This is a genomic window from Nocardia vinacea NBRC 16497 (assembly GCF_000308835.1).
Taxonomy (GTDB): Bacteria; Actinomycetota; Actinomycetes; order Mycobacteriales; family Mycobacteriaceae; genus Nocardia; species Nocardia vinacea.
On sequence record NZ_BAGN01000395.1, the window covers coordinates 1 to 20,205 of the forward strand.

The window sequence follows — 20,205 nt, forward strand, 5'->3', positions numbered from 1 at the left end:
ACCGGAGGTGCTCGGCGGCGAGACGCCGACTGCGGCGGCGGATGTCTACGGTCTGGGTGCGACCTTGTTCTGCGCGCTGACCGGGCATGCCGCGTATGAACGGCGTAGTGGTGAGCAGGTGGTGGCGCAGTTCTTGCGGATCACCAGCCAGCCGGTGCCAGACCTGCGCGAGGGCGGTATTCCCGATGACGTGGCGGCGGTGGTGGAATCGGCGATGAACCGGGATTTGCAGCAGCGGCCGTCGGCGGCGGAGATCGGCGAGGCGATCCGGCAGGTACAGCGCCACCACGGATACCCGGTGGGCGAGATGGCTCTGCACGGGAAACCGGTTGCAGTCCAAGGGATGTGGGACCATACGCCGTTGATGCCGGAATCGGCCCCGTGGCAGATCGAAGAGGGTCGCGGCAGCACTGGTGAGCTGCCGCTCGAGTTGACCAGCTTCATCGACCGTCGCACTGAGACGGCGGAGCTCAAGAACCTGCTGTCGGTGTCGCGGTTGGTGACGTTGGCGGGGATCGGTGGTGTCGGCAAGACCCGGCTGGCGCTGCGGGCGGCGTCGAATGCTCGACGCGATTTTGCGGATGGGGTGTGGATGATCGAACTGGCCGACGTGCGCGACCGGGTACTGCTGGTCGATGTCGTGGCGGCCGGTATGGGCCTGCGGGACGATTCGGCTCGGCCGATGCGGCAAGTGCTGGTCGGGTTCCTGCGTTCCCGGGAGATGCTGCTTGTTCTGGACAATGGCGAGCAGGTTGTGGATGCGTTGGCGGAGCTGGTCGAGGAGTTGTTGCTGGGGTGTCCGGGTGTGCGGATTCTGGTCACCAGCCGTGAGCCGTTGGATGTTGCCGGGGAAGTGGTGTTGCGGGTGCAGCCGTTGGCCGTTCCTGGCGCTGGCGGTGCGCCGACGCTGCGGGGATTACCCAAGTACGATGCGGTGAGTTTGTTCGCCGATCGCGCTGCGGCGGCCGTGCCGGGTTTCGCGGTCACCCAGGACAATAAGGCCGCCGTGGTCGGGATCTGTTCGCGGTTGCACGGGTTGCCGCTGGCGATCGAACTCGCCGCGGCTCGGATGCGCGCCATGTCGCCCGAGCAGATCCTGCAGCGGCTCGTCGATCGGTACGCGCTGCTCACTCGTGGTAGCCGCACCGCGCCGAGGCGGCAGCAGACGCTGCGGTGGTGCATCGACTGGAGCTACCAGTTGTGCACGCCGGTCGAGCAGCGGTTGTGGGCCCGGTCGTCGGTGTTCGCCGATGGTTTCGAACTCGATGCCGCCGAACAGGTGTGCGGTGCCGACCTGGCGCCGAAGAATCTGCTGGATGCGTTGTCCTCCCTGGTGGACAAATCGATTGTGAACCGCAACGAAGTGGATGGCGTCGTGCGTTTCCGGATGCTCGAGACCATTCGCGACTACGGGCGCGAGCAGTTGCAAGAGTCCGGCGAAGACCGGGAGCTGCGTCGACGACACCGCGACTGGTGCCAGCGGTTGGTGCTGGATTCGGTGGCGGACTGGTTCAGTGACCGCCAGCCCGACTGGCTGGCTCGCCTTGATCGCGAGCAGCCGAATCTGCGGGCTGCCCTCGAGTTCTCCCTCTCCGAGGACAGTGCGGACTCGGCCGATGCCGGGCTGCGCACCGCCAATGCGCTATTCGGGTTCTGGAGCTTTCGGGGTCGGTACGGTGAAGGTCGACGGTGGCTCGACCGCGCCCTGGCCAACCCGGACGCGGGCTCGATATCCGACCGTGTCAAGGCGCTTGAAGCCAGCATTATCATGGCCACAGGGCAGCGGGACCTTCGATCGGCAGCGTCATTACTGGAGCAGGCGCGCGGCCTCGCCGAACAGGATCCCACTCCCATGAACCAGGCGCTGATCGCCTACGCCGACGGCATGCTGGCGCTTTATCGAGACGACCCCGCTCGCGCAGTCTCCCTCTTCGAGGGTGCCGTGGAGGCGTTCAGCTCGAATAGGCGAGGGTACCTATATATTTCCGCGTTGATGCTGCTCGGTTGGGCCTACACAGCGCAGGGCGATATACCGCGGGCAATCGAATGTCACGAGCAAATGCTGTCTATTACCGAAGAATGCGGTGAATCACTTTATCGGTCGAGTGCGCTGTGGGGGTTGGGCCTTGCAACATGGCTGCAAGGCGAGGGGTCTCACGCACAGCAGTTGCTGCAGGAATCGCTGCGAGTCAACCAGCGCATGCGCAGCCCCGTCGTAGCGGCGCTCGATCTCGAGGGACTGGCCTGGACCGTCGCCGACGAGGACGGTGAGCGCGCGGCCGTGCTGATGGGTGCCGCGGAGAATCTTCTGCGGTCCTCCGCGTCTGGGTATGCTGTCTTCCCGGGGGCGACCCACGTTCACGACGAATGCGAGCGCACGGTGCGTCGCACGCTCGGCGAACGACGATTCGATACGGCCTTCCGGCGCGGCCAGGCAATGGAACACAACGCCGCAGTGACCTACGCACTGGGTGAGGCGCCGCCCGCCACCGCGCTCGCTCCGCAACTGACATTGACCAAGCGCGAACGGCAGGTAGCAGACCTTATTGCCCAGGGACTCACCAACAAGCAGATCGCCGCGAAATTGGTGATCTCGCAGCGCACCGCGGACGGGCATGTCGAACATATCCTGACCAAACTCGGATTCACCTCCCGCGCGCAAATTGCGGCCTGGATCGCGGACGAGGCCCAGCGCGAGCGTTCCTGACCGCACTGACAAGGATTTCGGGCGGTGGTCGTCTTCGGTCCGCGAAAACCTTGGCCGCCGGGTGCGTGGGCATACGAACCACCACCTTCAGCGGAGGGGGCTGTGGGTGAGGCTGGAAACCGTGATCGGGAGTTCACAGACGTTCCTGAATCTCAGGGTGTGACTCGCTGTTGACACCGGCCGCAATAACGGTAACATTGTTGCCGATATGGTGGGTCGAATTCGCAACTCGCTCTGACTGGAGCGACTGTCCGAAAAATCCGTTGACGCAGTCGCTGTCAGGGTCGACCTAGCTGATGTCGACCCGGCTGCATGTGGCGGGCCGCAACGTCCGCCTCTGTCTCGATGAGAGTCTTGGAACAGTGAAATATGTTGTCGCAATGCCATTTTCGGAATTCATTCAGGAACGCACAGGTTCATCGGATCGGTTGTGGGCATGAGCACTGGTGATCGAGCGCACACCGGGATGGTGGTTCGCGCTGGTGTCTGGAAACTCGACCCGACAACCGCGGACATCGGGTTCTCCGCCCGCGGGCTCTGGGGGCTGCTCCCGGTAACCGGCCGCTTTAGTCGAGCATCCGGCTCGTTGACCTGGGGTCAGGATGGAACCGCCACGGTGCTGCTGGAACTGCACGCCGCTAGCGTCACCACCGGTATGGGGATGCGAGACCGGCATCTGTGCGGGCCCGAGTTCCTGGACGCGCGAACGCACCCGGTGATTTCGTTCCATGGTCATGCAGTCAGTCGCGGCCGCACGCGACTCGAGGTGCAAGGCAAGCTGACCGTTCGCGATGCCACGACCGAGATGCAACTCGATGTCGAGCTTGCACCGGACGGCACCGAACTCGTCGCCGCGACGGCCGCGCGGGTGGACCTGTCCGCCTATGGTATCGGGCCACGATCCGGCATCGTCCGCCGCAATATCGACCTCGAGATCCGAGGCCGCCTCATCCCCGCCGCCACGTCGATGCTCACACCGCGTATGCAGCCGACCCGTACCGACGATGGAGTGCTCGACCTCGGCACGCAGCACAACACTGAGCGTTGACCCAGAGAACCGGAGAACAAAGATGTCTCAGTCGACCCCCCCGACCCGGCACGGCTCAGTAGACCACACCCGAGAAGATCAACGTCGAGACGCTGCCATGCCCCGGGTGACCATCGTCGGCGCGGGCTCGACCGGATGCACCTTGGCATTACTACTGGCCCGCTACGGTATCGCCAGCACCGTCCTGGAACGCCGTACCGAGGTGTTGAACCACCCGGCCGCGACGATTTTGAACGCCCGCTCACAGGAAATTTGGCACCACGCCTCCCCGGAGCTGGCCGGGCGGATCGCCGCCCTGGCACCGCCGCCCGAGGAGATCGCCACGATCCGGTGGTACACCGACCTGAGCAGCCCGCGACTGGGTGAGATCGACCTGCTGGCCTTCACCGAGCAGGTGGAGCGCGTCAAGAGCCACAGCCGGTTCCTCATCTCACACATAGGCCAGCAGCAGCTCATGGCGGTCCTCTGGGACGTCGTCGACGCTGATCCCCTCGTGAACGTCCGGCGAGGCGTCCAGGTACAGCGCGTCAGTACGACGCCATCGGGCGCGACGGTGCGGGCGGTAGCCGCAGACGGTGCCACCGAGGAGATTACGTCGCGGTTCGTGGTCGCCGCCGACGGCGCGAACAGCGCCGTGCGCGACGCGCTGGGCATCGCGATGCGCGGGCCGGTGCTGGCCAACATGGCCAGCGTCTTCTTCAACGCCAAGCTGTTCTCCGACGGCACCCGCCCGCTGCTCAGCTTCATCTACTCCCCGGCGTTCTGCGGCATTTTGGTAGCACACGCTGACGACAACTACGTGTTGATGACCCCGTACCTGAGCGAAAAGCAGGAGATCGCCCGGGACGGGCGCGGGTTCTGGGCGCGGACGCTGCCGCGGGTGATCGGGCGTGAGGAACCGTTTCGGATACATTCCACCGGCACCTGGACAATGACCAGCCAGATGGCCGAGACCTTCACCAGCGGCAATGTGATCCTGGCCGGTGACGCGGCCCACCGGTTCCCGCATACCGGCGGGTTCGGCCTCAACAGCGGTGTGCAGGATGCGCACAATCTCGCCTGGAAACTGGCCGCGGTATTCGAGGGCCGCGCACCGGCCACGTTGCTGGACAGCTACGAACCCGAACGACGGCCCGTGGTGGAACGCTTCGCCGCGCAAAGCGTCGCCAACCACTTCAATCTCGACGATGTCATGGATGGACTGACCTCGGGCAACCGCGCCCTTGCCCGGGTCACCCGCACTTTTGCACACCCTCTCGTCGATCGGGTCCCTGCGATGATCACACGGCGCGTCGCCGAGGGCATGATGAAGCTTGCGATCCGGCCGACCGCGAAACTGTTGGGGGACAGCGCATCTGCACGCGACTGGCGCGGGGCAGTCGAACGCCGGATACCGGGCCAGATGGAAGAGTTCGCATCCACTGGGCTCGAGTTCGGCTACGCCTACTGCGGGGGTCTCATCCGGACCGAGCCGACGCCACAGCCGATGCACGGTGAAGGCGTAATGGAATACCGGCCGACGACGTGGCCCGGTGCCCGTCTGCCGCACGCCTGGCTGGCCGGTGACCGCGGCGTCGTGTCCACCCACGACCTGCTCGACCTGCGTGACTACACGCTGTTCACCCCGGAGCCGCAGACCTGGCGCACCGCCGTCCCCGCCGCGATGCCCGTCACCGTGGTGGGCCTGGACGCCGCAATTGCCGACCGGCAGCAGATGCTCGACCTGTTCGAGGTCGGCGAGCACGGTGCCGTCCTGGTCCGACCCGACGGGCACGTCGCCTGGCGCACCACGGCCCGCGCGTCGTCCGGCGTCGCGGAACTCGAGCAGACGGTCAGCGACCTAAGGATCTCCACCGCGCCGGAAAGCGCCGCACCCTGATCACTCTCGGCCCGCGATTCGCACCTCAGCTGCGATAGGTATTGTGCGAGCCTCGGAGATCCCGCGTGCCGCCGCCTGCATCGCCGGCATGACTGTTCGGGCTTCGTCGTCATTGGGCACGACTGCCGACAACGCCGCCACGACCCGCCCACTGTCAATGGCAGGCGAATCGCCGATGTCCAGGTCTGCTTGGTGTCGCTGCCGGAAGGGGATGCGGAAGTAGCCGCCGGTAACGTGTGCGGTGCCGAGATCGGTGGGGTGGATGAGCGGATGCCGTCGTATGGCAGCGGATTGCGAGGCGGGGTGCCGCTGGTCCAGTCGAGTGCGTCGAGTACTGCGCGGTCGTGGATGCGTCCGGCGGTGCCGAGGGTGCACATGCTGTAGACGATGCCGGGGGCGTTGGGTGTCGCGACCTGTCGTGGTGCGGTGCGTAGTTCGTGAACGGGTGTTTGTGGTGGGATCACCGGTGCGATCAGCACGACAGCCACCACCCGTCGGCAGTGCCGAGGTGTTTGGTTCATGATCGCTGGATCATGTTGTGGGCCAAGGGGTTACCTCCGTGGTCGTGGGCGCTCGACCGCACGACCCGTGGTGTGGTGTGCTGGCCGCACCGTCGGGGGCGTGAACGATTTCGGGAGCCATCCGACCACCCCGAAGAGGCGGCGCCCACCATCCATGGCAGCGTGTGTGATCAGGGAAAATTAGATTCCCGGTCATGGCGTGTGCGAGGCACCCCGTGCGGCAGGGCGGGATTGGATCGAGCATCAGGATTCGGCGGTGTCGGGGGCGATTCTGGCTCGGTGACTACATTCTGTGAGGTGACCCAGCAGCGCAAAGCGCGTAGTGATTCCGCGCAACGACGCAAGCAGATCGCGGTGGCTGCCCTGCATGTTTTAGGTGAGCAGGGCATGCGTGGTTTCACCCACCGGGCAGTTGACGCCGCAGCCGATCTGCCTACCGGTTCTGTCAACTATCACGCGCCGACACGGGAGCGGTTGCTCGAACTCGCGGTGGAGGAGTTGTTCGTTCAGGACATGGCCATCGCGCAGGAGTTGTTTTCTGGCGGCCAGCAATGGTCGGCGGCGGCGATCACCGCAGCAGTGACCCAGTTCATCGATGCGATGACCAGAGCGCAGGCCCGCTATCGTGTGGTCGCGCGTCACCACTTGGTGGGCGCGAGCCGGACCAACCCGGTTCTGCGCGACAAGTTCGAGCAGCAGCGCGCGGCATTCGTGCGGTTCGTCCAGGATCGTTTCGCCGATGTCGGGCATCGGCCGAACCTCGCCGCGGCTGAATTGTGTGTGATCGTCATCGAGGGACTTATCGATCGACAGGTTCACTTCGAACAGTCGGCACTGGATCCGGCAACCATCACATCGATCGTCGAAATGGTCGAAACTTCACTGCCCTAGCATGGTCATGCTCGAGCTTCATGATCGACCGCGACATCGCCACCTGCCGATATTGGCGCGCTCATATGAGCGGCGTGATGTGTTCTGGCACGCCGAGCAGCGCTTTCCGTAGGTGTCCGCGGCAGGATGGCCGCGAGCCGGGCGGCTACGTCGGAGTCACGCCCTCGCTGCGCCAGCGGTGCGAAGGCCGCTGTGAGTGCGATCTTTCACAAGTTGAATCTAGGTCAATGAAATAGAATCAATTTGTTCTCGATGGGAGGACGCCGGGGAGGGCAACGCCCCGGCGGAGGGGAAGGATGCCGATGGCCGCCACACGGGCCGGTACTCGCGGAACAGCGCGAGCTGCGCAAGCCAGTGAAACCCGCCAACGGCTACTCGATGCGGCGGTACGGCTGTTCGCCGAGCGCGGCTACGACGAGGTAGCCGTCGCCGACATCGCTGAGGCCGCGGGGGTCGCCCACGGCCTGCTGTATCACCACTTCGGCAACAAGCGCGAGATCTACCTCGCGGTTATGCGTCAGACCGCCGAAGAACTGAATGCCTCGTTGGTGCTGCGGCCGGACCTGCCCCCGCAGCGCCAGATCCGGGAGGCGCTGGCGTCGCATCTGCGCTATCTCGCTGCGCACAAAGGTTTGTCACTGCGGTTGATTCTCGGTGGTCGCGGCGCCGACCCCGAGGCGTGGGCAACGTTCGAGGATGCACGGTGGCGGGCCATAGAGTGGCTCGCCGCGGTAGCCGGGATGGACCCCCAGCGTCCCGCGGTGCGCATGACCGGGCGCGCGATCGTGGCGGCCATCGACGACGGTGCCGCGTACTGGTTGGACGACGGCGAAACCTTCGCGGTCGAGACCATGGTCGAATGGATCATCCAGCTTGCGACATCGGCCGCACGGGCTGCGGCCTTACTGGATCCGAGCCTGGACATCGATGCCGCCCTGGCGAAGGTTTTCGTTCATCCGATGTTGTGAGACCTGCCCGGTCGGTCACGCGGCGGTGACGCGCCCGCCGCGTCGATACCGTCGAGTCGCCTCACCCGGCGGATTCCGAGCCGTCGATCTGCTGGCTGCTTCTAGGCGGCGATGGCTATACCGCTGTTACGCCGCGTAGCTGCCGGTCCCGTGCTAGCGCTGCCTATGCTCGCCGGTGATCAACTACTCGCTTCGCGAACGTTGTGAAACGTCACAGCATGTGGCTTCCCGCCGCGCAACCCATTGACTTGGATTCAATCACCTGAAAGTCTCAGCAGGCGTTGAGACTTTGCTGGCTCACATCACTTCGAGGCCCGGGATTCCAAGCGTCCGACGGTCGGTAGGTCCGACCGTTTGGGCCCGCACTCATGAGCCTCACGCATTGCGACTACTGGAAGAAATGGTGTATATGGACGACAAGCTGGCTTTTGGGGACGAATTGTCGCGGCCGCGGTGGCCGTATTCGGACGCCTTGATCACCGCGGAGAGTCGAGGGTTGCGATTCGGCGGGAGGTATGCCGATGTCGTGGCGCTGAGTACCGGCGACCCTGCGGCGCTGCGGCCCTGTATCGACGACGAGACGCGTCGCCGCGTCGCGGCGATGCCGTCGACGCGAAAGCCGAACGCGCTCGTATTCGGCGCCAACGGATTTGTGGGTGCTCACCTGGTCGGTCGGCTGAGCCGGGACCCTTCCATCGACGTCGTCCGGGCCGTCGTGCGACCGAAGGGCGACGAGTCCGCCTACGACCGGTTGCAGCGCACGCTGGCCCATTACGAGATCGACGTCGATACAGCCAAGCTCCGAATTGTGGAGGGGACGCCGACGCAACGGCGGTTCGGGCTGAGTAGTGCGCGGTATCGGGAACTGGCCGAGGAAATCGGCCAAGTATTCAACTGTGCGAGCTCGACCGACTATACCGACAGTTACTTGGAGCTGCGCAACGACTGGTTCCTCAGTCTGCTCCGCATGTTGGAATTCTCTATTACCTCCTGCCGGAAACATGTCACCTATGTCGGCAGTATCGGTTCGCATCTTTATCAAAAGCCCGACGACTTTCGGCGCGGTGACTCGTGGTGGTACTCCGGGTATGCGCAAATGAAGTGGGTGAACGCCACGTTGCTCGGGTGGCTCGCGCGCTCGGATACCTACTCGATTACATTGTGCGAGGCGCCCTATATCCTCGGAAGCACCGATCGAGGCTTAGATCCCGGGCGGGTTTATACGTTCTGGCGGATCATCGAGCTGGCACTCGCGGTCGGTGCGATCTGGGACGGTCCCGGCATGAACTACATCCCCGTAGATGTGATGTGTGAAGTTCTCACTACCAATGCTCTTCAAGAACATCCGCAACCGCGACTGTTGCCGAGTAATCCGCATGGCTATGGTCACGACCTCTACGCGGAGTTGCTCGGGTTGGAATTGGTTGCGTGGGATCAATTTGTCGACCGTGTGAGTTCGCGCATTTCACCGAAGTTCGCCGACACCATGTTGTCCGATAATATCGACAAGCTGATGCGGCTGGTACACAAGTCAGAAGTGATCTTCCCGCCCGGGTACGACACTTCATGGTGTGACAACCGCCGGCTGTTCAAGCTCTATTTCGAGAAAGCGCAACTGAAGACAGCAGCTCCTGTCGCGCTGGTATGACGTGGAATACGAAAACGAACCGGCATCCGTTCGGCTACGTGAGGTGCTCCGGGACGGCGAACTTGCCAACTTCACGCTCTCGCTCGGCTTCTACGGAGTATGCGCGCTGATCGGTCTGTTGCCGAGGGGCATTCGCGCGCGTCCGCTGGGTGCATTCGTCAGTTGGTCGGAGCGAGTGGACGAAAGTCGATATTGATGAGCGTACATTCCACACGGGCGATCGCTGCGTCGGTGGTCGCGCTGACCGGCGGATTGGGCGCCGCATTCGTCTATTGGCGCGTGCGATTCTTCTTCCGCGATCCCGAGCGCACGCCCCCGGCCGATCCGAGGGCTGTCGTCGCCCCAGCCGATGGCGTGGTCACCTACGTCAAACCGATCCAGGGTGGTGCGATTCCGGACGCGGTCAAGAAGGGGCGCACGATCACCCTCACGGAGTTCGCCGGGCTGGGGACGGTATCAGAGGGCTATCTCATCGGGATCTATATGACCGAGTACTCGGTGCACCGAAACCGTGCGCCGATCGCCGGAACCATTTGCTTCCGCCAGCACCGCGCCGCCGCACCGTTCAATCGGTCGATGGCGCGAATGAGCGCCAACCTCATCGCTCGTCAGACCCCCTACGATGACGGCTGCGACTACCTGCTGACCAACGAACGCCTGACGATCGGCATTCGGCATGCCGGCGGAGCGATAGTCACGGTGACCCAGATAGCGGACCTATGGGTCAACCGGATAGTCGCCCGCGTGAAAACCGGAGACCACGTCACCCGCGGACAGCAGTACGGGATGATCCGCTTCGGTTCCCAGTGCGACGTGTTCCTACCCGATGAACTGGTCGCAGATATCGACGTCCGTCCCGGGCAGTACGTCTACGCCGGGAAAACCAGGCTGGGCACAGCACGAGAATCAGTCTGCGACGATCGAGTTCACGGGGAGGCGACATGATCACTGTCCACCCAGTGCTGACCCGCCCCGACTGGGGCGAATTCCGTGCAATTTCCCGAGGAATCTATCGAGACGACCCGTTCCCGGCGCCCGACGATTCGATCGACATCGACCGCGTCTTGATCCGACCGCCGACATCGGTAGCGGCCACCAGACGGATCCAAGCGTTCGTGGCCCGGGCCCAGGGAATTCCGGTCGGGCGCATCGCGGCGATTCATGATCTGGGGTTTACCGAATACACCAAGGAGAGCATCGGATTCTTCGGATTTTACGAAGCCATCGATCAGCAGGGCGTCGCGGACGCATTGCTGGACGCGGCATCCGCCTGGCTTGCCGACCAGAACTTGACCAGCATGTGCGGGCCGTTCAGCCCGTCGATGTTCTACAGCGCCGGTGTCGTTGTCGGCGACGCGCCCGAGCGGCCGTTGGTGGGAATGCCGCACAACCCCGCCTACTACGGCGGACAGTTCGAAAAATGGGGGCTCGTCGGAGTCAAGGACTTCTACAGCTACCAGTTCGACGACCCCTACATCCTGTTCACCAACCCCGCCTTCGCACGTCACCGGCAGATGTATGAACGGGTGCGTGCCAGGTCCGATGTGACGTTTCGAACGATGAAATACCGAACGATCCGCCGTGACGCGAAGATCGTCGCCGCCTTGTACAACAAGGCGTTCGTCGACTTCTGGGGCTATTCACCGTTGTCCGCGGCGGAGCTGTTCGACCTGCTGAAACTCATGCTGCCCATCCTGGACCGCGAGCTTGTCCTGCTCGCGGAGTTGGATGGAAAGCCCGTCGGATTCCTGATGGCGATACCCGACGCAAATCAGGCCGCAGCACACGCTGCGCGATTGCCCTTCCGATCGGCTCGGGATCTCGCCACGGTGTGGCATCTCAAGCGGCCTGGTCGGCACAAGATCGTCGACACCGTCCGCGTCGACATGCTTTTCGTCGACCCCGAATGCCCGGATCGGGCGGTAGCGCCGTTACTGATCATGGAATTGAGTCAACGGATGAAGGACAAGCGTTATCAGAATGTCGAGGCGGCACCAGTTCTCGACGACAGCGCGTGGATGAAAGGCGCGTTCCTGACTCGCATCGACAAGGCGCCGCACCGGGTGTACCGCATCTATGGTCGTGACCTCGAACCGAATGTCGAGGACTGATGCTCGATACCATCACAGGAGACGACCGCGGCACAGGTTCGCCGCCTTTCGGCTACTACTGGGGCCGCCGCGTGGCCCGCTATCGCTGGTTCGTCGTCGGGGTATGGGCGCTCATTTCGATCGGTTCGGCGTTGTTGTATCCGGTGCTGCAGAACAGCTTGGTGGGCGTCGACTTCTCGGTCCCCGGAACGGAATCGAGTCGCTCCGACGAACTCGTGACGCAGCATTTCCAATCATTCGGTTCCGAGCAACTGGTCCTTACTTTCACCTCCGCAGTGGTGACCGTCGACGGTGAAGAGTTCCGCTCCGTGGTCGAATCCGTAGTGGCGGCGGTGCGTGCCGACGATCAGGTGGTTGGGGTCATCGCTCCTTATCAACCGCTCGGGTCACAGCTGATCTCCGCGGACAAGACCGCCGCGGTGGCGTTGGTCGGGATCAGCGGAGGGCCCCGTGAGCGAGTCGAGGTGTCCGAACGGCTCCAGCGCCTTCTCGCCGATCGGGTCACCGGCGAAGTGACGGTGGCGCTGACCGGCTATTCACCGATGACAGTGGATCTGACCACGGTGGAATCCGAGGATGCCACGCGTGCGGAGAGTATCGGCCTCCCGATCGCCCTGGCAGTGCTGATCCTCGCTCTCGGTGGGTTGGTCGCGGGTTTCGTGCCGCTGGTGGCCACCGGCCTCGGTCTGCTCGCGGCGTTCGGACTGTTCGCGTTGATGTCGAACCTCATGAGTTTCGATGCCCTGGTCACCACGGTCTCGTCGATGATCGGGCTCGGACTGGGGGTCGATTATTCGCTGTTCGTGGTCAGCCGGTTCCGGGAGGAACTCCGCAAATTCGATGTCGAATCACGGCGGGAGCGGGTCGACCACGCGGTCGCCGTGGCAATGGGGACAGCCGGGCATACGATCGCGATCTCCGGTCTGGTGGTGATGATCGCGCTGGGTGCCCTGACCATCGTCGATGTTCCCGCCGTACGCAGCATTTCCCTTGTGGTGGCTGTGACGGTGGTGTGTGTGCTGCTCGTAGCCTGGACGCTGCTGCCCGCGGTGCTGGCGATCCTCGGGCCGCGGGTGAACTTCCTCGCGCTACCCGCACGATTCCAGCCCTCGGAGTCGACCACCGGACCAGCGGCTACGAGTTGGTGGTCGCGTTGGGCCGGCCATGTCACAGCTCGCGCGTGGCGATACACCGCGCTGGCGACATTGCTGCTGGTGTTGTGCGCGATCCCGCTCGGATCGATTCGCTACGGCGTGGATATCGGAGCGGGCGCGCTCGCCGAGCAGTCCAGCGGACGAGCCAACAAGATCCTGACCGAGAAGTTCGCCCCTGGCACCATCTCGCCGATCACTATCGTCCTGACCGGCCCCCACGATTCCCCTCTTACCGAAACGCAATTGCTGCAAGCCGCGCATTTCGCGGATCAGGTGCGAAGCGACCCCCGGGTCGCCTACACCCAAACCCAACAAAAGGACGGCCGCCGACTGCTCGTCGTCATCGCCTCGGTTCCGATCGACTCGAATGCGGCCAATGAGCTGATCGGCTCGCTCAGAGACTCCGCCACCCAGCTGGCCGCGAATCAAGGACCTGAGGCGGCGGTGGGCGGAACGACGGCACTGGTTGTCGATGCATCAGCGGAAATATCGGCGAAAATGCCCTGGGTCATCGCCTTGATCCTCGGCTTCTCGTTCGTCTACCTCGCGGTCGTGCTGCGTAGCATCGTCATCCCCGCCAAGGCAGTACTGATGAACCTGCTGGTCACCGGCGCGGCGCTCGGACTGACGGTCGCGGTGTTCCAGTGGGGATGGGCCTCGCACCTGCTTGGCTTCCACAGCACCGGCTTCATCCAGGTGTACCTGCCCGTCACCGTCTTCGCGGTCGTGTTCGGGCTGTCGATGGACTACGAAGTATTTCTCATCGGCAGAATGCGCGAAGAGTTCCGGCGCACAAGCAACAACGACACCGCGATCGTCGACGGTATCGAGCACACCGCCCGCCCCATCACCGCTGCCGCCGCGATCATGATCGCGGTATTCGCCAGTTTCATCACCGCCGATGTCCTCGAACTCAAACAATTCGGCTTCGCTTTGGCCGTAGCCGTCTTCTTCGACGCGATCGTGGTTCGGATGATGCTGGTACCGGCCATGATGAAGCTGTTCGGGGCACGCAACTGGTGGCCCGGCACCCGCTCGGGCAAGCCAGCGGTGCCGTAAACGAACGTGTGGGCGCGACCTCGGTGCGTTAGCGAACGATCGTCAGCGCGGCGGATGGGGAGAATGCGCGCGTAGCCCTGCAGGTCGTCGCCGACATACCCGAGGTGGGACAGCGATTCCTGGTCATCGACCCTGAAAGGCCGTCGACGAAGGGCCTTGTGGTGGCTCAGATTCTGGCTCTCCCCATGGTGGCCGGCCCTCGTCTCGTCTATGCGCCCGGCGCTGCACGACGGATTCATCATCGCCTTGCGCGCCTGCGGCAAATCGGCTTTCACGGCACTGGGGCGTGCCGCCGACCGCGAATGCGAATCGAATTTCTTCCTCGGCCGGTGCGGTTCGAGCCGCCGTCGATAATGGTTCTGTTCTCGCGACCGGACGTCACGCCGAACCCGAAGCGCTCACTGCAATGACCGGCGAACCGCATCCGCTGGTTGATGATAGAAGCGCTTCGCTCATCGGCACGATTTCGACATCGACGACGGCGCTCGCACTTGCACCGCTCGAGGATCAACCTGAATTACATGCGGCGGTGGACCTCTGGTCCTCGCCCGTGCGCGGCGATTCCTCCGCGGAGTGTCGTCGCTGGGCCCATGTGCGCCATTGCGCGAGCACAGTACAGCCGCGAGGCTCTCGTCGGTGCGTGGGCCGGGTTGAGGTCGAACTCGTCTTCGGTCATGCGCGGTTGCGCTGCGGCCCGTGGTACGGGCCAGCTAACTCTCGCGAGGCCCAGGTGACCGCTTGCTCCGAGATCGACCGGCAGCGCCGCGTCGGGAACGGCCTACAGGTCGAGGGTGAGGCGCGGGGTCTGTGACCGGGAGACGCAGATCATCATGGTCGCGCCGGTGGCTTGCTCCTGCGGGGTCAGGATGCTGTCGCGATGGTCGACATCGCCGGCGAGGACGCGGGTTTCGCAGGTGCCGCAGATACCCTCGGTGCAGTAGTACGGGACGTCCACTCCCGCGGCCAGCAGAGCGGACAGGATCGACTCGTGTGCCGCAACGGGCAAGATCCGGCGCGAGCGCGAGAGTTCGACCTCGAAGGCGGCGTTGACGGAGTCGGATGCCACGTGTGCCGTGAAGTGCTCTGTGCGCAGGGACGCCGCGGGAACGATGGACTCGATCGCCTCGAGCAGTGCGGCGGGGCCACAGGCATACACGAGTTCGCCCGGGCGCAGATCCGCGAGGTAACCGTGCAGATCGAGGAGGCCCTCGTGGAGGAAGATGCGACCGGAACCGTGACGGGACGTCAGCTCCTCGGTGAAGGCCATTGTGCTGTGAGAGCGCCCGCCGTAGAGCAGCGTCCACGGTGCTGGGCAGGCGTAGTCGAGCATGGGGAGAATGGGGGTTATGCCGATGCCGCCTGCTATGAAACGGTAGGCGGGCGCGACTTCGAGGGGAAAGTGATTCCGCGGACCGCGGCCCCGTACCCGTGCTCCGGGTAGGAGAGTCGTGTGAACGAACTCGGATCCGCCGCGGCCGTTCGGTTCGCGCAGAACGGCGATGCGCCAGGAGTGCGAGTCGCCGCCGCACAGGGAGTACTGGCGCTCGAGACCAGGTGCCAGCTCGATGTCGATGTGGGCACCGGGTTCCCAGCCAGGCAATGGACAGCCCCCGGCTGCACGCAGGACCAGGGATACGACGTCGGCGGCCTCTTGGCGGCGATCAGCGACAACGAGGTCGATCATGTCGGTCATGGGCGGATCCTTTGCGGGTGTCCGTGGCGGGGTGCTGGGCGGGGAAGGGCCTCGAACACGTCCGGTGTGACGCTGAGGGCCAGCGACCTGCTGTAGCTGTCCGCAATCCAGGCACCGAACAACGTCATGAGGCCTGTGATGTCCTTGCCGACGGCGCCGACGAGCACCACGACGACGACCGTGATGAAGGTAGGCGGGTTGATCAGGACGAATGCCGCGGTCGCCCGTACGGTCCGCGCGAGCGAGCCAGGCGTTTCGTGACGGTGGATCGCGGTACCCGCCACAACGAAGAGCGTGATGACCACCCCGGCGTCCAGCACCGTGCCGAAGCCTAGGTAGACCGGGCCGAATTCCCGGAAGCTCGACCAGGCGATCACGGTCGCTCCGATAAGGCCGATGCCGGTCCAGACGACGACGCGAATGGTCGGCGCGGTGCGGCTTCGTCCATCAACGGCGACGATGGATATGTCGGCGCCGCGCGGCAGCAACCACACGGCCAGGGCGAAGGCGATGCTCCCCACGCCTGTTCCGATAGCTGTCATAACACGCCAAGCGCCGTCGAACGCGAGTTCGCCCATGATGGGTGGGGTAACGATGCCTACCATCGGCATTCCGAACAGCGCGATTCCGAACGCCCATTTGTTTTCGGCGGTGGCGTCCTTGGCGAATCCCAGTATCAAGACAATGGCGGCACCCATGCCGATTCCGGCGAGCATTCTGAGAAACCCCAGCTGCCAGGGGGCGGTGGCCAGCGCGCATGCCCCCGACGAGAGTGTCAACCACAGGACCGCGGCGAGTGTGCCCCGCCGACGCCCGAGACGCCGCGCCAGCGGCACGGCGGTGGTGGCGCCTGCCAGCATTCCGAGGAATCCCGTGCTCCCGATCAACCCGGCATCGCGCGGGGACAAATGCCACCCGGGTTCGGTGAGCAGGGCCTGGAGAAAGCTTGGGAACACGATGATCTGGAAACTCTGTGCGGCCACGAGAACCACTCCGAGCAGAGCCAGGCTGCGGCTTATCGGGTGTGGGACAGTGCCAGACGACACGACGGGGGCCTCCAGACGAAGTGCAGGAAACGTCGGACCGGCACCTGGTCGCAGTGCAGAGGTTCCTGCGCTCGGACAAGCCCGGCCGAATTCCGATAAAGCTGCAGGGCAGGGTTTGAGTCACGCGATCCTGCAGACGAGTTGCTGAACAGCCCGGACACGGGCCGCCAGGGCGTGTGACCCTGGCGGCCCGTGGCTTCGCCGGGTGGCTCAGGCGCCGAGTATGGCGGCGTCGAGTTCTGCGGCGGTGGTCCAGGTGCCGTGGAATCCCATGGGAACCCGATGGTTGAGCTTGATCCGGGCGATCGGGGCGGCGGTGAAGTCCCGCGCGTCCTGGACGATGACTTCGCTGCGGTCGGCGGCGGGATCCCACCAGATCGAAAGCAGCCAGCCGTCGTCTTCGGTCGTGGCACCGGGACGGGGCACGAATTGGGGTTCGCTGGGGGAGGTCAGTGAACCATCGAGGGTTTGGATCGCGGTCTCGCCGGTGTGGTAGTCGTGTTTGGCCAGGCCATCGGTGAACCAGTCGCCGCCGCCCCGGGTGGTGGTGTAGTAGCCGTACTGGTGTGGCAGGCCAGTGCGTTGTTCGTTGATTTGGGGGAATTCGCCGAGGATGTCGGTGGCCTGGCTGTCCTTCATCGTCCCGGTCGCGAGGTCGAGTTCCCAGCGCCAGGGCGTGGCGACCAATTGCTTGAACCACCAGTTCCAGTCCCCGCCCGGCGGCCCTGACTCGATTTCTTGCTTGCTGGGGCCGAAGCGGTCGGTGCGGAGTCCGTCGACGACGATCGTGGTGCCGTCTTGGTAGGCGTTGAGGAAGTGGGTTGGGGCGTAAGCGTCGGGGGCTTCGAACCAGCGCACCGCACCGGTTTTGCGGTGCAGGACAGCCCAGCGGCAGGTGTCCAATGTCTCCAATTCCCAGACCGTCGAGGGCAGGCCTCGGAAGACATTCTCGAGACGGACCATCGATGGGTTGGCCAGGAAGATCGCGTAGTCGGTGGTGACGGCATAGTCGTGGACGAAGGTCGGGACACCCAGGTCGACCTGGTGGCGGTCGAGGACTTTGCCCTGTTTGTCGGCCCGGTACCAAGTGACGGCGCCGGCCATGTTGACGAAGAACAGCATGTCGCCGTTGGCGGGATCGATCTTGTAGTGGGCCGTCATGGGTCCGACGACCTCGCCACCGAAGTCGTAGCTCTGGCTGGTCGTGGCCAAAGTGTCCGGTCGCAGCTCGTGTGGGACGCCGCCTTCGCACAGGACCAGCAGGCGGTTGTCGTAGACGGCGACGTGGGTGTTGGCCGGGTTTTTCGGGAATACTCCCTCGGGCAGCGGGGTGTCGCTGCCATGCATGAAGCTGCCGAAGATCGCCTTGCCCTGCTGGCGCTCGAGCTGTAGTCCGGCGGTCGCCACGTACCGGTTGCGGTAGCTCGCCCTGCCCTCGCGCAGGAAAACAGCGTGGACCATGCCGTCACCGTCGAACCAGTGATACCGGCTCGGATCACTGGGGCGGTACGCCTGGTTGGTGCCGACCCGGTAGAGGGCACCGCTCAGCTCGGGTGGCAGCTCCCCCTCGATTTCCAGGTCGAACGCTTCACCTTCCTCATGCCAAGGCGTGTACGGCCCGTTGAGAAACAAGTTCGTGGGGTCCCACATGGACACCCTCCTTACTGCCTGCTGTCCTGAAATTCAGGACTTATATTTGTTATTTGGGACTCTATGGCGACGATATAGCCACATCGCAGAGAGGTCAACTACCCCTATTTGCGGGCGGTCGATCGCGAAACCTCTCGTCCGCGCACTATTGCCAGGCGCTCGGTTTGGGATTAGTGTCCCTCATGACAGGACATTCATCCTGATATTTGGAGAACCATATGTCTGAAGCTGTTGTCCGTTCTGTATCCCCGCCCAACGGCGAGAGCCCGGCAGCCCCGCCGAATCCGTTCGCCGGCCTGCAGGACGTCGTGTCTGTCAGGGACAAGTTGACGCAGGAGTATCACGACGCAGTCCTCGAGAAGGTCTTCCGTCCGTCGTGGTTCCTCGTCGGAAACGTCAACGACGTGCCGGAGTCGGGTAGCTACTTTGTCCTGGACGTGCCCACGTTCAATACCTCGGTCCTGGTACAGCGAGGCCGAGATGGGGAGGTACGCGCGTTCCACAACGTGTGTCGCCATCGCGGCAAGAAAGTGATCTCCACGGCCTGCGGTTTCGCCGGAGGGGCGTCGCCCGCGCACACCTGTTGGTTCCACGGCTGGTCGTACACCAGCGAGGGAACTCTGCGCTCGGTGCCCGACGAGGAGCAGTTCCGCTCCGTCGACAAGTCCAGCCTCGGGCTGGTACCGATCCGCGTCGAGGTCCGGTCCGGATTGATCTATGCCCACTTCGGTGAGAACCCCGAGCCGCTGGCCGAATGGCTGGGGGAAGTCGCCGAGGGCTTCGACGGCTACTACAGCGAGATGGAGAAGATCAGTTGCTTCTCCATCGACGTCCGGGCCAACTGGAACATCGCCATGGACTCCTTCTCAGAGGGTTACCACACCGTCTTCCTACATCGGCGAACCCAGCCGAAGCTGGCAGGCAAGAGCAATCCGATGCGGCACAAGCCCGTGATCGACATGTACAGCCGCCACATCCGCACCAGTAATCCGGCCAACCCCGACTACGTCAGCCCACCCGTCGAGGGCGCGCTGTACGGCCTCGGGCGCAAGCTCGCACCGGCGGTCGAGACCGACTTCTCCATGCTGCCGCCGGGGGTGAACCGCACCCACCACAGTCCGTGGTTCTTCGACATCGTGTGGCAATTCCCCAATGTGGCCATCCTCAACGGCTCGCACTGGTACACCGTCGTCACGGTCTGGCCGATCGACCCCAGCCACACCCGCATCATCTTCGACGGCTACGCCCGAAAGGCCCGGCACGCCGGCGATCGCCTGGCCCAGGCGTACACACGGGCCCTGAATTACACGGTCTCCAGGGAGGACCTGGCCGCCATGGAGGACGTGCAGCGCGGCCTCGAGTCGGGTGCCATCGACGATGTCTATCTCTCTATGCAGGAGTTCGCGCTCCAGCACCGCTACGGACTCGTCAACGAGCTGATCGGAGATCGGTAATGGAACTCCCCGCTGAATTCGCCGACTTGGAGCCTTTGCTGGGCCGATGGCGCCTGCGCAACTCACCGGAGCGGATGGCGGCGATGGCCGCCGCCGACATGGCGGAGCTGAGCGAGCTGTGCGACGTCGTGCTCCCTCGCATCGAGGCAGTCGTGCGCCATCTGAACTCCTTCCCCCTCGACAACATGCCGCCGCAGGAGCAGGCCCTCTACGAGCTGGCCATGACCTTCGCCGAGGTCAGCCACCCGGTCGACCTCGGCTGGGCCACCCCAGAGGTCAGTGACCTGTTCCCGGGCGACCGGATGAATCTGATCGGTCCCTCCAGTGCGTGGTGAGCACGCGAACCACCCGATCCCGCACAGAGATGGACGCTTCA

General features: G+C 64.2%; 15 protein-coding genes. 12 read left to right on the plus strand and 3 right to left on the minus strand.

Annotation, left to right across the window (positions count from 1 at the left end):
* The 10 genes from ON44_RS36570 to ON44_RS36620 all read left to right on the plus strand — a co-directional run.
* Positions 1-2,707 (plus strand): ATP-binding protein (locus tag ON44_RS36570; protein WP_040699073.1); only part of this gene is annotated, 2,707 nt, incomplete at its 5' end.
* Between the two features lie 436 nt (positions 2,708-3,143).
* Entirely contained in the window at positions 3,144-3,755 is a 612-nt protein-coding gene (locus tag ON44_RS47380; protein ID WP_083898377.1) for a YceI family protein, read from the plus strand.
* Positions 3,756-3,861: 106 nt separating this feature from the next.
* Positions 3,862-5,634: an FAD-dependent monooxygenase gene (locus tag ON44_RS36580; RefSeq protein WP_051182848.1), complete on the plus strand. Its 1,773-nt coding sequence runs from the start codon at positions 3,862-3,864 to the stop codon at positions 5,632-5,634.
* A gap of 192 nt (positions 5,635-5,826) precedes the next feature.
* On the plus strand, positions 5,827-6,018 hold the full coding sequence (locus ON44_RS52175; protein WP_040699075.1) for a hypothetical protein: 192 nt from the start codon (positions 5,827-5,829) through the stop codon (positions 6,016-6,018).
* Between the two features lie 416 nt (positions 6,019-6,434).
* Positions 6,435-7,046, plus strand: a complete 612-nt coding sequence (locus ON44_RS47385; RefSeq protein WP_157187491.1) for a TetR/AcrR family transcriptional regulator — start codon at positions 6,435-6,437, stop codon at positions 7,044-7,046.
* Positions 7,047-7,348: 302 nt separating this feature from the next.
* Positions 7,349-8,014, plus strand: coding sequence for a TetR/AcrR family transcriptional regulator (locus tag ON44_RS36595; RefSeq protein ID WP_085998687.1), 666 nt, complete (start codon positions 7,349-7,351; stop codon positions 8,012-8,014).
* A gap of 409 nt (positions 8,015-8,423) precedes the next feature.
* On the plus strand, positions 8,424-9,662 hold the full coding sequence (locus ON44_RS36600; RefSeq protein ID WP_040699103.1) for an SDR family oxidoreductase: 1,239 nt from the start codon (positions 8,424-8,426) through the stop codon (positions 9,660-9,662).
* Between the two features lie 195 nt (positions 9,663-9,857).
* Positions 9,858-10,607 (plus strand): phosphatidylserine decarboxylase, encoded by a 750-nt coding sequence (locus ON44_RS36610; protein ID WP_040699080.1) that lies wholly within the window; start codon positions 9,858-9,860, stop codon positions 10,605-10,607.
* On the plus strand, positions 10,604-11,773 hold the full coding sequence (locus ON44_RS36615; RefSeq protein ID WP_040699082.1) for a hypothetical protein: 1,170 nt from the start codon (positions 10,604-10,606) through the stop codon (positions 11,771-11,773). The genes ON44_RS36610 and ON44_RS36615 overlap by 4 nt, the downstream gene beginning before the upstream one ends.
* On the plus strand, positions 11,773-13,986 hold the full coding sequence (locus ON44_RS36620; protein WP_083898372.1) for an MMPL family transporter: 2,214 nt from the start codon (positions 11,773-11,775) through the stop codon (positions 13,984-13,986). The genes ON44_RS36615 and ON44_RS36620 overlap by 1 nt, the downstream gene beginning before the upstream one ends.
* A 778-nt stretch (positions 13,987-14,764) precedes the next feature.
* Here the strand turns inward: ON44_RS36620 and ON44_RS36625 are convergent.
* The 3 genes from ON44_RS36625 to ON44_RS36635 all read right to left on the minus strand — a co-directional run bounded on the left by ON44_RS36625 (position 14,765) and on the right by ON44_RS36635 (position 18,375).
* Positions 14,765-15,679, minus strand: coding sequence for a PDR/VanB family oxidoreductase (locus ON44_RS36625; RefSeq protein ID WP_040699083.1), 915 nt, complete (start codon positions 15,677-15,679; stop codon positions 14,765-14,767).
* Positions 15,676-16,725 (minus strand): MFS transporter, encoded by a 1,050-nt coding sequence (locus ON44_RS36630; RefSeq protein WP_306306534.1) that lies wholly within the window; start codon positions 16,723-16,725, stop codon positions 15,676-15,678. The genes ON44_RS36625 and ON44_RS36630 overlap by 4 nt, the downstream gene beginning before the upstream one ends.
* Before the next feature lie 210 nt (positions 16,726-16,935).
* Positions 16,936-18,375: a carotenoid oxygenase family protein gene (locus tag ON44_RS36635; protein ID WP_040699085.1), complete on the minus strand. Its 1,440-nt coding sequence runs from the start codon at positions 18,373-18,375 to the stop codon at positions 16,936-16,938.
* A gap of 218 nt (positions 18,376-18,593) precedes the next feature.
* Between ON44_RS36635 and ON44_RS36640 the strand changes: the two genes are divergently transcribed.
* Positions 18,594-19,829: an aromatic ring-hydroxylating oxygenase subunit alpha gene (locus ON44_RS36640; RefSeq protein WP_083898374.1), complete on the plus strand. Its 1,236-nt coding sequence runs from the start codon at positions 18,594-18,596 to the stop codon at positions 19,827-19,829.
* On the plus strand, positions 19,829-20,164 hold the full coding sequence (locus ON44_RS47390) for a hypothetical protein (RefSeq protein ID WP_051182850.1): 336 nt from the start codon (positions 19,829-19,831) through the stop codon (positions 20,162-20,164). Before ON44_RS36640 ends, ON44_RS47390 begins: the two co-directional genes overlap by 1 nt.
* Positions 20,165-20,205 lie beyond the last annotated feature (41 nt).

Excerpts from the sequence above, each read along its gene's own strand:
- ON44_RS36600 (WP_040699103.1), top strand. The coding sequence starts at position 8,424 with ATGGACGACAAGCTGGCTTTTGGGGACGAATTGTCGCGGCCGCGGTGG.
- ON44_RS36625 (WP_040699083.1), bottom strand. The coding sequence starts at position 15,679 with ATGACCGACATGATCGACCTCGTTGTCGCTGATCGCCGCCAAGAGGCC.
- ON44_RS36615 (WP_040699082.1), top strand. The coding sequence starts at position 10,604 with ATGATCACTGTCCACCCAGTGCTGACCCGCCCCGACTGGGGCGAATTC.
- ON44_RS36620 (WP_083898372.1), top strand. The coding sequence starts at position 11,773 with ATGCTCGATACCATCACAGGAGACGACCGCGGCACAGGTTCGCCGCCT.
- ON44_RS36595 (WP_085998687.1), top strand. The coding sequence starts at position 7,349 with ATGGCCGCCACACGGGCCGGTACTCGCGGAACAGCGCGAGCTGCGCAA.
- ON44_RS47390 (WP_051182850.1), top strand. The coding sequence starts at position 19,829 with ATGGAACTCCCCGCTGAATTCGCCGACTTGGAGCCTTTGCTGGGCCGA.
- ON44_RS36640 (WP_083898374.1), top strand. The coding sequence starts at position 18,594 with ATGTCTGAAGCTGTTGTCCGTTCTGTATCCCCGCCCAACGGCGAGAGC.
- ON44_RS47380 (WP_083898377.1), top strand. The coding sequence starts at position 3,144 with ATGAGCACTGGTGATCGAGCGCACACCGGGATGGTGGTTCGCGCTGGT.
- ON44_RS36610 (WP_040699080.1), top strand. The coding sequence starts at position 9,858 with ATGAGCGTACATTCCACACGGGCGATCGCTGCGTCGGTGGTCGCGCTG.
- ON44_RS36635 (WP_040699085.1), bottom strand. The coding sequence starts at position 18,375 with ATGTGGGACCCCACGAACTTGTTTCTCAACGGGCCGTACACGCCTTGG.